3 protein-coding genes are annotated in these 14,341 nt (G+C 68.2%); all 3 read left to right on the top strand.

The window, feature by feature from the left end:
* The first annotated feature begins 152 nt into the window (after positions 1-152).
* Positions 153-2,240: a phytase gene (locus tag ABD017_RS09610; RefSeq protein WP_343882538.1), complete on the top strand. Its 2,088-nt coding sequence runs from the start codon at positions 153-155 to the stop codon at positions 2,238-2,240.
* A 786-nt stretch (positions 2,241-3,026) separates the two neighbouring features.
* Positions 3,027-11,360, top strand: coding sequence for a hypothetical protein (locus tag ABD017_RS09605; RefSeq protein ID WP_343882537.1), 8,334 nt, complete (start codon positions 3,027-3,029; stop codon positions 11,358-11,360).
* 379 nt (positions 11,361-11,739) lie between these two features.
* Complete coding sequence (locus ABD017_RS09600) at positions 11,740-14,244, top strand: glycoside hydrolase family 31 protein (protein ID WP_343882536.1); 2,505 nt, start codon at positions 11,740-11,742, stop codon at positions 14,242-14,244.
* Positions 14,245-14,341: the final 97 nt, after the last annotated feature.

The following is a 14,341-nucleotide window of genomic DNA, read 5'->3' as shown; positions in this document are numbered from 1 at the left end:
CCGAAGACGTGCCATCTTCGACTGCGCCCCCATGGCGAAGCATCTGGCAAACGTAGATTACGAATAAATTTTCTAATTTGCAACACCTTTGGAATTTTTCGTGCAAATGGCGATCTTCTCCCGTATGGTTGGGCAGACGGCCGCGCACGGGCATGGCCGACAGCGAGGAGTTGGGGATGAAAACAATGTTTCTTTACGGTTTGGTGGCAACCTTCGCGCTCGGCGCCGCGGGTTGCGGCGGCGAAACGCGGAGCGCTCCAGTCGCGGGGACAGCGACCGTCCCTGCGCGCGTGCAGACGCAGCCGACCAGCAGCGGCAAGGCCAATGCGGCTGTCGTGGTGGCCAGTGCCGACGGTCAGGCGCACGTCGTTGCGGCCGCGGCGCTGGGCGGGCTGCAAGTGTTCGGCATGGACGGCGCAAGCCAGCGCAGCACCCCTGCGGCCGAGGCGGCGGGGGTGGATGTGGGCTATGGCTTTTCGCTCAACGGCAAACCCACAACGATCCTGGCCGCGGTCGAATCCAGCGGCAACAACCTGCGGCTGTTCACCATGCACGGTGGCACTCCCGTCGAAGCCGGCGCCCGCGCCATTCCGCTGGACTTTGCTGTCGAGGGCGTTTGCCTCTATCGCAGCCGGCTGGACAACGCCTTTTACGCCTTCGTGATCGGTGACGGCGGCGAGGTGGATCAACAGATGATCTACGCCAACGCCGACGGCAAGCTGGATGCGCGCCAGGTGCGCCGCATCAACCTGCCCTCCAAGCTGAAGCAGTGCACCGCCAACAGTGCTGGCGATGTCTATATCAACGAGCAGACGGTGGGCGTCTGGCATCTGAACGGCAATCCGGAGGCAGACCTCGCCGCCACCCTGGTGGACGCGCCGCGGCTGGGCCATCTGGGCGAGGAGAACGAAGGCGTCGCGTTGTACGACGGCGGCGAGGGCAGCCAGTGGCTGCTGGTATCGAACACTTCCGAGGGGCGCATCAATGTCTACGATCGCGCCCACGACCACGCGTTCCTGGGCAGTTTCAGCGTCAGCGCCGGCGACAAGAAGAACACCGTGGCCGATCTCGGGCCACTGTTTGCCACCAGTGCCGCGCTTGGTAGCGGCTTTCCGCATGGCGTGCTGCTGATTGGCGACGAGGATGGCGGCAGCAACTACAAGCTGGTATCGATGGCCGACGTGGCCAGCGCGCTGAAGCTTCCGCCGGGCACGCCGCAGGACCCGCGCAACGCGCCGAAGCCCGCCATCGCCACGGTGACCGCCCTTGTGGAAACACGCCCTGTCAGCAGCTACGGCGATGCGGCCGACGACCCGGCCATCTGGGCCCACCCGACGGATCCAGCCAAAAGCCTGGTGGTGGCCACCGACAAGAAGGCCGGCATGGTGCTGTACGACATGCAGGGTGATCTGTTGCAGTTCCTGCCCGATGGCAAGATGAACAACACGGACCTGCGCGACGATTTCGCCCTGGGCGGCAAAAAGATCACCCTGGTGACCGCCAGCGATCGCACCCACAAATCCATCGCGATCTACCGGCTCGACGGCGACGCGCGCCGGCTCGTCAACGTGGCCGACGGCGTGCAGCCGACCGGGCTGGACGATCCCTACGGCCTGTGCATGTACCGCAGCGCGAAAAGCCACAAGACGTACGTCTTCATCAACAGCGGCGATGGCCTGATGCGGCAGTGGGAACTGCTCGATGCGGGCAATGGCAAGGTGCGTACCACGCAGGTGCGCGAGTTCAAGATCCCCAGCCAGGCCGAGGGCTGCGTGGCTGACGACATCGGCGGCGCACTGTTCGTGGGCGAGGAAGACGTGGCGCTGTGGAAGATGGATGCGGAACCGGACGGCGGCAGCGCGATGACGGCGGTCGACCGCGTGGAAAGCAATCCCGCGATCAAGGATGACATCGAAGGCATGGGCATCTACGACCTGGGCAATGGCCGTGGCTATGTGGTGGTTTCCAGCCAGGGCAACGACACGTACGCCGTCTACCGCCGCGACGGCGATCACGCCTACCTGGGCTCGTTCGCGGTGGTGGCCGACGGTGCGCGCGGCATCGATGGCATCTCCGAAACCGACGGCCTCGACGTCAGCAGCCGCAACCTGGGCCCCGGCTTCGAGCACGGCGCCATGGTGGCGCAAGACGGCCGCAATGTCCTGCCCTCGCAAAACCAGAACTACAAGTACGTGCCATGGGAGTCGATTGCCAAGGCACTGAAACTGGAGATGCGCTGAGCGGTCGTGACTGTCTCAACCTCCCGGGCCCGCCATGGATGGTCGGGAGCGGGCCGATCACGATGGATGCGCGTGGATGCGCTCCGGTGAATCGCCACCAGTCAAAAACCATAGGGCAGCAGCCTGCTGCCCCATGGCGAAACGACCCGGCACAATCGGTGCGTGCTGCGTTTCAAGCCAGGTGCAGGCTTACCAGGGTCGACAATGCACTACTCATGGCGCACCGAAAAGTCGTCAAGACGCTTTGCGTTGGCGGCCTCGGCTGGATGGAGCCGCGTTGATCCGCACCAGGCTCGTGTTTGAGGCCGGAGAGCAGGTCGCGAGCTCCCCCGTCGAGCAGACACTTCAAACGCAAACCGCTGGCAGCTCGTTGGCAGTACCCGGCAGGCGCCGGCTCGCCAAGGATGAACAGGCACATCCGCAGCGCCGCGTGCCGCGCCTGCGCATGTCCTGCCGGCTGAAGGTAATGCCCCGACCATAATTGTCAGGTTGTGCCGTGGTGTCGGAACTGCGGGAAGCCTGCTGAGGCCATTGGGCGGCAGGTTTGTGGCAGGACAGGCCGCGGCGCGCATCCGCATGAAGCGTTCGAAGGGAGCCAGCGCGGGTCCAGGTCGCCTGGGCGACGAATCGTCGGGCGTGGCACGCAAATTGCGTAGCACCGCCTGCAGCGCGCGTGCGGTGTTGCCCGTGCGGTCACGCAACCACCGAGGTTGTCCGCCGATCACTTCCGCCCAGGCGATTGGCGGTCGGCTGCCCGGAAGGCAAGGGAAGAGGGGACCCCATCCAATGCTGTGCGATGCTCCCGACCACCTCAATCCGCTGCCCTCCGGCGGCGCCGATGCCGTCAGCGTCGGCACCGCGCGGGATGGCGCCCCTGCGCGGGTGCTCGCTCCATGGTCGAACATGGCGGCAGCCTTTCTGGGTGGACCGCGATTGCTCGCTATCACCCTGGTACTGGGCCCGGCCGTGCTTTTGCCGGCCGGAGGTGTGCAGGCGCAAACCTATGTGACGTACGGCCCGAACCAGTTCCACGTCGAACGGACACAGGGCGCCGACGGTGCCGATGGCCTCAGCATCCCGGCTGACCAATGCGGAACCCCCAGCCCCGGCGGAACCGGCGCGCGCGGCGCGGCCGTACCTGCCGCAGGCGGTCAGGGCGCGTTGACCTATGCGCCCGGTGACCCGCAGACGATCTTCAATGGCGACATCGTGGTGGTTGGCAGCGCCGGCGGCGATGGCGGCGATGGCGGCAGCGATTGGGTTGACAACGGTTGCAATGACAACGGCGCGAGGGGCGGCGCGGGCGGGGCCGGCGGCAATGTCTCGTTGACGATGAACGCTGGCGAGGATGCACCCAAAGGCGGCTACAAGGTCGGCAACAGCGCGATCATCGCCTACAGCCATGGCGGCAATGGCGGCACCGGTGGCGACGCACGGTACAAGAAGAGAACCGGAGGCGATGGCGGCGTGGGTGGCAATGGCGGCCAGATTGCCATCGTCAACAATCTTGCTCTGGACATCACCGGCACAAGCAGCACGCTGGGCAGCGCCACGGCGGCGGGCATCGTGGCACAAAGCGCCGGAGGTGCCGGTGGCGAAGGCGGTTTCGTCCATAACAGCGATTCACACGCATCGGGCGGCAGCGGCGCATCCGGTGGTGCCGGTGGCTGGGTGAAGATCACCAACAATGCGGCGATCCACACGGCTGGCGGCATCGGGGTCGTGGCGCAGAGCATCGGCGGCTTTGGTGGCGATGCCGGCACAACCGTCAAGGGCTATGGCGGTGCCGGCGGCGGCGGCGGCAATGGCGGCGCGATCACGCTCACGAACCACGGCGCGATCACGATCGGGACGGCAGGACTGCCCGGATGCACCGACGAGAACAAATACGGTTGCAATGCCAGCGGCATGGCCGGGGTGGCGGCGCAGTCGGTAGGCGGCGGTGGCGGAGATGCGGGGGCCGATGCCGGCCTGCACGCGCTGGGCGCGGCGGGTGGCCTGGCCGGCAATGGCAACAATGTCCAGGTCGTCAATTCGGGGACCATCAGCGTCTTCGACACGGCCTCCCACGGCGTGTTCGCACAGTCGGTGGGCGGCGGTGGCGGCAAGGGCGGGATGGCCTTTGGCAGCGGTGGATCGACCACCGCGATTGGCGGCAGCGGGGGCGGCGGCGGTTCCGGCGGCATGGTGCAGGTCTACAACAGCAACGCGATCTGCACTGGCGGGGCCTGTCTCTCCAAGGCCTTGACCCCGGACAACCACACGGCCGGCGGCGCGGCCGGGATTTTCGCGCAGTCGGTCGGCGGTGGCGGCGGCCTTGGCGGCTTTGCCCAGGCGAAGTCGAAAAGCGTCTTCGGCGGTTCGGCCCATGCGACCGGGGGCAGCGGCGGCAGTGGCGGCGATGGCGGCGGCATCGCCGTGACCAACCTGGGGAATGTCGCCACCGCGGAGATCAATTCGGCCGGCATTTTCGCGCAGTCGGTCGGTGGTGGCGGCGGATCCGGCGGCGGCGCACTGTCGATGGCGGCAGCGGTTGTGGGCGGGGCGGTCTCCGTCTCGACCGGCGGATCGGGCGGCAGCGGCGGCGACGGCGGTTACATTGCCGTCAACTGCGGCGCCTATGGCGTCGGCGCGACGTCGCATGTCTGCAACATGCTTGGCGACTTCATGCATGCGGATGCGGTCCAGCCCGGCGCGACGATCGCCACGGCGGGTGATGAATCGCCCGGCATCCTTGCGCAGTCGATCGGCGGTGGCGGCGGCAATGGCGGCTATGCCATCTCGCTGGCGGCGGGCATGACCGGCGCGATGTCGCTGTCCTTCGGCGGCAGCGGCGGCGACGGCGGCACGGGCGGCGACGTGTTCGCCAGCACGAATGGCAGTGGCATCTCGACGCTGGGGCAAAGCGCCGCCGGCCTGCTCGCGCAGTCGGTCGGCGGCGGTGGCGGCAGTGGCGGCGCGTCGATCAGCGTCGCGGCCGGCGGCACGGCCGCACTCGGCCTGGCGCTGGGCGGCAGCGGCGGCACCGGCAATGGCGGCGGCAATGTCACGGCCTTCAACCCCGGCGGCGACATCGGTACGGCGGGGGACAATTCACCGGGCCTGCTGGCGCAATCGGTCGGCGGCGGCGGTGGCCAGGGTGGCGCGGCCATCACGTTGGCGGCCTCGCTGCAGGCATCGGTCGGGCTGTCGCTCGGCGGCAGCGGCGGCTCCGGCGGCAAGGGCAACTGGGTCACTGTCTACAACCAGTCCTCGAAGAACAGCCCGAGCTATGGCAGCGGCGCCATCACCACCACCGGCTACAACTCCAGCGCCATTCTTGCCCAGTCGATCGGTGGCGGTGGCGGTCAGGGCGGCTTTGCGCTCGCCGGCTCGCTGGCACTGTCCGAAACCGGCGCGGCCGCAGGCATCGCCATCGGCGGCAGCGGCGGAAGCGGCAACGATGGCAACAATGTCAATGTCTACAATTATGGTGCGCTGACCACCAGGGGCGGCGGCGCGGCGGCCGTGCTGGCGCAGTCGATTGGCGGTGGCGGCGGCAACGGCGGCGGTGCGATGGCGCTCGGCCTTGCCGGCTCCGGTGCGATTGCCGTGGGTGCCGGCGGCGCAGGTGGCAGCGGCGGCACCGGCGGCAAGGTGTTGATCCGCAACATGGGCGCCATCAATGTGATCGCGCCGCGCAACGGCTATGCCGGCAATGCGCCCGGCATCCTTGGCCAATCGATCGGTGGTGGTGGCGGCACCGGCGGATTCGCCGCGGCCGGCGCGCTGGCGCTCGATGGCGCGGCCAGCGTCGCGGTCGGCGGTGGCGGCGGCAATGGCGGCAATGCAAACGCGGTGACGCTTGACGACTGGTCCGACATTACCGTCGCCGGACCGATGTCCTCCGGCATGATCGGCCAGAGCATGGGCGGCAATGGGGGTACCGGCGGATTTGCCGTCGCGGGCGCCGGATCGCTCGGCTTTTCGGTGGCGGCCGCCGTGGGCGGCGGTGGTGGCGCGGGTGGCAAGGGCAGCAATGTCGCGCTGGGCCTGCATGGCCCGGGCGCCATCCGCACGAGCGGCGACCAGTCCGCGGGCATGCTGGCGCAGTCGCTCGGCGGCAGCGGTGGCACCGGCGGCTGGGCGTTCTCTGCCGGCATCGGCGGGGAGGCCCAGGCCAGCGTGGCGCTGGGCGGCGACGGCGGCGGCAATGGCCGGGCGGGAAATGTCAGCGCCATCACGGAAGCGGGCACGCTGTTGAAGACCGACGGCAAGCTGGCCCCTGCGATCATGGCGCAGTCGATTGGCGGCTCGGGCGGCTTTGGCGGCTTCACCGCTTCGGATTCGGGATCGAAGACCCTGACCGCGACCGTCGGCGCGTCCAATGGCAGTAATCAGGACACCACGCCGGGCACGGCCCAGGTGGACAATGCCGCCGACATCGACACCGGCGGAGACCTGTCGGCGGGCATCGTCGCCCAATCCATCGGTGGCGGGGGCGGCACCAGCGGCTTTGCCACCAGCAGCAGTTCCGGCCAGACATATCACGCAACCCTCAAGGCTCGCGGCTATCGCAACGGTGGCGGCAGTGCGCGCGGCGTCAGCGTGGGGCAGAACGGGATGCTGGCCACGCATGGCGCCGGCTCGATGGGGATATTGGCGCAGTCCATCGGCAGCGGGGGCGGCAATATCGGCGCTACCGCAAGCATGGCCGGTCAGGGCCGCAGCGCCACGGCGACCTTCAATCTCGGCAATTCGGGCAATGCGCGTGGCGATGGCGGATCAGCGACCGTCTGCGGCGCGCTGTCGGACTCGGGCGCGTGCACGGGCGTGCTCGGCGGCAGCGTCGCGACCGATGGAGACACCGCCATCGGCGCGATGACGCAATCGGTCGGCGGTGGCGGTGGGGTCGCGATCTCGGTGGCCAGCGCCAAGCGCGCGGGTTCGACCGGCGACCATAGCCAGGCCGCGACGAATGCGAACCGCTACACGGCCACGGCAACGACCTCGAACGGATACGCGATGGCAGCTTCGTTGGGGGCCGCTGGCTCAAGTGGCGGCGGCCATGGCGGCGATGCCAAGGCCTCGATAGGTGCGGCGATCGCCACGCGGGGCGACATGGCCACGGCGCTGATCGCCCAGTCGGTCGGCGGCGGCGGCGGGACGACCCTGTCGGGCATGACCCATGCCGATAGCGGCACCTTCGCCGCCAACCTCGGCCTCGGCAATGTCGGCAATTCTGGTGGCAAGGGCGCAAGCGTGCAGGCCAGCCTGGCCATGGGTTCGGCCATCTCGACCCAGGGGAGCCTGTCCTACGGCGTGCTGGCGCAGTCAGTGGGTGGCGGCGGCGGCCTGGCGCAATCGTCGAGCGCAACCACGGCGGGCGGCGGGATCGGCAGGACATATCAGATGCTGGGCGCCAGCGGCGGCGCGCACGACCAGGACGGCAGCACGGTCAGCGTCACCAATTTCGCGACCATCGCGACCCAGGGTGTGGCTGCGATGGGTCTGGTGGCGCAGTCGATCGGCGGGGGCGGCGGCGTGGCTGGCGTGGTGCAATCAAGCGCGAGCACCGGCTGGGCCGAATCCAACATGACGCTCGGTGCCGGTGGAAACACCATCGGCAATGGCGGCACGGTGACGGTGAATGCGTCCTTCGACGCCAACACCTATGCGGCAAGCTGGTCCGACCTGCTCAAGGCAAACGGTACCGACGCCACGAAAAACACCCAGCATTTCATCAGTCGCATCCAGCAAGAGCGCTACACCAACCTGTTCAACGCTGGCCAATACCTGGCGAACTATTCCGATATCGAAAAGGCCTATGGTGGCGACCTGGCCGGCGCGACGCGCCAGTACATCACCAATGGCTACAGGGAAGGCCGGACCTCGGCTCCGCTTTCGGGTGCCGAGGTTGCGCCGATGGCCGAAACCGGGAGAATTGCGACCACCGGCAATCAGGCGACCGGGCTGCTGGCCCAGTCGATCGGTGGCGGTGGCGGGGTGGCGAGCTTCGACAACATCCGCGCGAGCGGCAATAACGACAATGGCGCGGCGCGCTACACGCTCGGCGCCACCAGTGCCGGAGCCAGCGGCCATGCCGGCGCAGTCACGGTCATCATGGGCACGGGCGCGGATCACACGTCGTCGGTCGTTTCCACCGTAGGGCAAAATGCCAGCGCCATACTGGCCCAGTCCATTGGCGGCGGCGGTGGCTTGGCGACCTATGCCACGAGCGGCCTGATGGGCAGCAAATACATCGCCGTGGACGCCAGCCTCGGCGGCGTTGCCCATGGCCACAACGAAGGCGGCGCGGTCGGCGTGTATGTCGGCAAGGCGGTCATCGACACCCGCGGCGTCAATTCCTTCGGCATCGCCGCGCAGTCGATCGGCGGCGGTGGCGGCATTGCCGCGCTGGACGTTGATGGCGCGTCCACTTTGCGCATCAACGCCCACCTGGGGGAAGCCGACAGCGACAACAAGGGCGGCTGGGCCATCAGCGGCGCCGTCGCGGTCAGCAGCGTCGCCGACATCCACACCCGCGGCAACGGCTCGACCGGCATCGTCGCCCAGAGCATCAGCGCGGGCGGCGGCATTGTGGGGTTCGATCCCAACGCATGGCTGTCCGCCAATGCCACGATCGGCATGGGCGCGATGGGCGGCAAGGGCGGACAGGCCGCCGCCAACGTCACCGTCAAGTCCTATGGCAGCATCACGACCGACACGCTGATGTCGCATGGCATCGTCGCGCAGAGCATCGCCGGTGGCGGCGGCATGAGCACCGGGCGCCCTGCCAATGTGATCCTTGGCGGCCGGCACAATGGCGACGGCGGCAGCGTCGTCGTCAATAGCTACGACGCCATCACCACCTCCGGCACCACCTCCATCGGCATCGTCGCGCAGAGCATCGGCGGCGGCGGCGGTCTGGCGGCAACGACCGGGACGGCAACGCTGGGCGGCTCGGAGAACGGCTCGGACGCCGGCGCGGTCACGGTGACCAGCAACGCCCCCATCGCCACCAGTGGCACCAATGCGGTCGGCATCCTGGCGCAGAGCGTCGGCGGCGGCGGCGGCGCGGTGCTTTCCTTCGGCAATCGCGTTCCGACCACGCTCCTGTGGGGCGGCGGGAACGCATCGGACGTGACCGTCAATGTGAATGCGCCGATCACCACCACCGGCGGCGGAGCCGACGGCGTCGTCGCGCAATCGGTCGCCGGTGGCGGCGGGCTGGTCATGGACGGCACCACCGTGAACCTGCGCACAAGCCGTGGCAACGGCCGCAGCGGCGTGGTCTACGTCAACGTCGCGCCGCATATCAGCATCAGGACGAGCGGCACCAACGCCGCTGCCATCAAGACGATGTCGAGTACGGACCCGGTCATCAAGGTAGGGGAGGGCGCCTCGATCGTCGGAGGCGACGGCGGAGCGGCAATCCAGTCGGACAGCCCGCTGACCCGGATCGACAATGCCGGCACGCTCGCCACCATCAACGGCACCGGCATGGCGATCCGGGCCCTGTCCGGCGACACCACGGTGAACAACACCGGCACGTTGCTGGGATCGATCAGCCTTGCCCAGGGCGGCGCAAACATTCTGCAGAACGCCGCCGGCGGCACCATCCTCGCCGGCGCATCGCTCGACCTCGGGGGAGGGAGCCTGCACAACGCAGGTACGCTCGGGCATGCCGGCACGCAAACCGGGCGGACGGTGATCAATGGCTCACTGGCACAGGCCGACCGTGCATCACTGATCGTCCGGATGGATCAGGCCACCGACACCGCGGACAGCTTCGATGTCAGCGGGTCCGCCACATTGTCCGGCACGCTGCGACCGGCCCTGCTCAATGCCGAAATGACCAGGCCAGGCACCCTGCTCAAGACCGTCCTGAGTGCGGCCGGGAACCTGGACATTTCGGGACTTGAGCTCGCCGGCCAGAGCGCCGTGGTCAAGTACGGAATCAGCAGCGCGGATGGCAAGGTCGGGTTGGCAACCAAGGTGGATTTCAGCCCCGGTGGACTCACGCGCGACGGTGCGGCCATCGGCAGGATCATTGGTCAGGCCCAGGCCACGGGGCGCACCTCCTTCAGGAGGTTGATGCCCAGACTGCTCGCCCTGCAGAGCACGGCCGATCTCGATCAGGCGTACTTCAACGTGAGTGGCGCCTCGCTTTCCGAGCTTTCGAACGTTGGCGCCGAGGCGTCGACCGAGTTCATGACACACCTGCTCGATCTCCCCGGCAGCTCCGTACGCTCGCGCGGGAGCGTGCCGTTGGCAGCGCAGCAGAGCCAGGGGGATGAGCAGGGCTGGCGTGTCTGGGGACGCGACTTCGGTGGTTCCAGCCGCACGCCAGCGAGGCAGAGCGCAGGCCCGGGTGAGCTGTCCGTAGCCGATCATGGGATGGCCATCGGCTTTGACTATCGCAACGAGCCGGGCACGATGTTCGGGGTCGGCTTGGCCAAAGCGGCCACCCGCTTCACGACAGGCAGCGGCACGATGGGCAACAGCGACGACCATCAGTTCGGCGTCTATGGCACGACGCAGGTGGGGTCGTTCTATCTCGCGGGGGCGGCGTCGACGGGAAGGTTTGACTACGCGACGACCCGCACGCTGTCGCTGATCGGCGCCAGCCATAAGGCATGGTTCCGAGCCACGAGTTGGGGGGCGAGGATGGAGACCGGCGTGCGTCTGGACACGGCAAGCCTCGGCATCACCCCGTATGTGGCGATGCAGTTCGCAAACTTCGTCACGCCCGCTTTCGACGAGGCGCCGGACCAGCATGCGCCGGTGGCCGCATTGCGCTTTCTGCGACGGTCGACCGACAACTATCGGATGGAAGAAGGCGTCGCGTTCGAGCGCATGTTCGACCTCCGCGGGCCTCGCTCCCTGGCCATCAGCCTGCGCGCCGCATGGGTGCATCAATGGTCGTCCAACCCTGATCTGGGCGCCGCGTTCGAGGCGGCCGAGTTTTCCAGCTTCCGGGTGGGCGGGGAGCCGCCGGTGAAGGATCTCGCGTTGCTTTCCGCCGGCGCAGACATGCGGCTGACCGGGAATCTGTCGATCGGCGCCCGGTTCGACGGCCAATTCGGATCCCGTGCACGCCATTACAGCGGCTTGGCCACGCTCGGCTATCGTTGGTAGCGCTCTTTCGTTCAAGCGCGCTCTTGCGACCCCACGAGCCCGCTTGTCCGTGCCCGGTACTGCCGGGGAAGCAAGCTGGCAGGCATGCATTGCGACATCGCGCGCTCGATCCCGGTCGCCACGGCGCGATGCATCAAAGACGAGTCCATGGCCCCACGTCGAACGCCCACCGGTTGCATACGTATTCATTCGCGGCGAGGGCCGATTGGCGGCAACGCTATGCGAGACTCCCAGCCGGCCGTGGCCATCCGTTGGCGCTGGACGCCAGGCGGTGCGGCGAGCTCGCCTTGCAGCTGACGCTCGCGGCCATTCCACGAAACAGTCATCCATGGCGGTTGCCGTGGGAGGGGTTCGCAGCGTGACCAGCAAAATGCCATTCATGCGTTTCGTCGCCGCCATCGTGCTGTTGCTGGCGGCGGGCGGAAGCCTTGCATCCACCGTGGCGGCGCCTGCCGTCGACACCACGCCCCGCATCGAACATCGCCGTGACGGCGTGGAGGTGCACCGCGGTGCCGTATCGCTGCGTGTGACGGCACTGACCGACCACGTCCTGCGCGTGCGGATCGCGCGCGACGGCGCGTTTGCCGAAGACGCCAGCTGGGCGGTGCCGGCTCAGGTGCGCCGCGCGCATGTTGCCGTGGAAGCCGCTGCCGACGGCTTTTCCACCACGGCGTTGCGCGTACGCGTCGATCCACGAACGTTGCGGATGCGGGTGGAGGATGGTCAGGGCCGCACGATCTCGGCCGATGCCGCGCGACCGTTCGATGCGGATGGCCGCGCCTTCACCCTGCGCAAGCAGCTGCCGCAGGCCGAACACATCTTCGGCCTCGGCGACAAGACCGGTGGCTCGCTGGATCGGCGCGGGCAAAGCTACGTGGACTGGAACACCGACGCCTACGGTTTCAGCAGCGCCACCGACCCGATCTACAAGTCGATTCCGTTCTTCATCGGCGTGGGCGGCACGGGCGGCAGCTACGGCATCCTGCTCGACAACACCTGGCGCAGCTGGTTCGACTTCGGCCACCGCGAGGCGGACACGCTGGCCTTCGGCGCGCCCGACGGGCCGATCGACTATTACCTCATCGCCGGCCCCTCCACGGCGGAGGTGGTGCGCCGCTACACCGACCTCACCGGCAAGGCGCCGCTGCCGCCGAAGTGGGCGTTCGGCTACCAGCAGTCGCGCTACAGCTACATGAGCGCCGACGAAGTGCGCCAGGTGGCGGCGCGCCTGCGCGCGGACAAATTTCCCGCGGACGTGATCTGGCTGGATATCGATTTCCAGGACCGCAACCGCCCGTTCACCATCAACCGGCAGGCGTTTCCCGACATGCCGGGGCTGGTGCGCGACCTGCGCGGCGAAGGCATCAAGCTGGTGGCGATCACCGACCTGCACATCGCCAGCGCACCGGGCGAGGGCTACGCGCCGTACGACAGCGGCACGGCCGCCGATGCGTTCGTGCACAACCCGGACGGCTCGGTCTACGTGGCGCCGGTATGGCCGGGGCCGTCGGTGTTTCCGGATTTCACCGAGGCCAGCGTGCGCGACTGGTGGGGCACGCTGTACCGGCCGTTCGTGGCCGATGGCATCGCCGGGTTCTGGAACGACATGAACGAGCCGGCGGTGTTCGACACGCCGACCAAGACCATGCCGCTGGACACCGTGCACCGCATCGCCAGCGACGATTTCGCCCGCCGCACGGCCAGCCACACCGAGATCCACAACGTCTACGGCATGCAGAACACGCGCGCCACCTACGACGGCTTGCGCAAGCTGCGCCCGGACGAGCGCCCGTTCGTGATGACGCGCGCGAGCTATGCCGGCGGCCAGCGCTACGCGGTGACCTGGACCGGCGACAACGCCTCCAGCTGGGATCAGCTGAAACTGTCGGTGCACCAGCTGATCAACCTGGGCCTGTCGGGCTTCGCATACAGCGCCGCCGACGTCGGCGGATTCACTGGCGGCCCCAGCGCCGAGCTGCTCACGCGCTGGTTCGAGATCGCCACGTTCACCCCGGTATTCCGCGACCATGCGGCCAAGGACACGCCGCGCGCCGAGCCGTGGGTGGACGGGCCCGAGCATCTGGCCATCCGCCGCCGTTTCGTGGAGGAGCGCTACCGCCTGCTGCCGTATTTCTACGCGCTGGCCGACGAAAACGCGCGTCTGGGCGATCCGGTCATGCGCCCGGTTTTCTACGATTACCCGGACGCGATCAGCGCCTCGTGCGACCAGTCGATGGCGTTCACCCTGGGCCGCCAGTTGCTGGTGGCGCCGCCGCCGACGCCGGAATCGCCGCAGGCCTACGACGTCTGCCTGCCGGCCGGCGGCTGGTACGACTACTGGACCGGGCTGGCGGTCGATGGCGCATCCGTGGATGGCGCCAGCCAGCCGATCCAGTCGGCGTCGCAGGCCACCAACGAGAAGCGCTCCAGCAGCCTCGTGGTGAAGGAGACGCCACGGCTGGACAAGCTGCCGGTGTTCGTGCGCGCCGGCAGCATCCTGCCGCGCCAGCCGCTGGTGCAAAGCACGGCGCAAACGCCCACTGGCGCGTTGCAGATCGACGTCTATCCGGGCGCCGATTGCCGTGGCCAGCTGTATGCCGACGACGGCCACAGCATGGCCTACCGCAAGCAGGGTTTCCTGCGCCAGGTGCTTCGTTGCACCGTGACCGCGGACGGCGTGCGCATCGATTTCGCCGCGCGCGAGGGCCAGTTCAAGCCGTGGTGGAAGCAGTTGGCAGTGACGATCCACGGCTGGGATGGCGCCGGGTACGCAATGGCCGGTGGGCATCGCGTGGAGGGGGTGGCCGACAGCGCCGCGCGGACTCTGCGCTTTACGGTGGCCGACCAGCCGCGCGCCGCGACTGTCGAGGCCGTGCACCGCTGAGGCGTGATCCCTTCCTGTTTGCGCATCCGTCGTTCCAGCGAATGCTGGAATCCAGTGTCTTCACGCGGTTGTCGAGGCGCTGGATCCCAGCTTTCGC

It is taken from the genome of Rhodanobacter caeni (assembly GCF_039523575.1).
GTDB classification, from domain to species: Bacteria; Pseudomonadota; Gammaproteobacteria; order Xanthomonadales; family Rhodanobacteraceae; genus Rhodanobacter; species Rhodanobacter caeni.
Note: the sequence above shows the minus strand (reverse complement) of the source record. Positions and strands in the feature narration are given on the sequence as shown.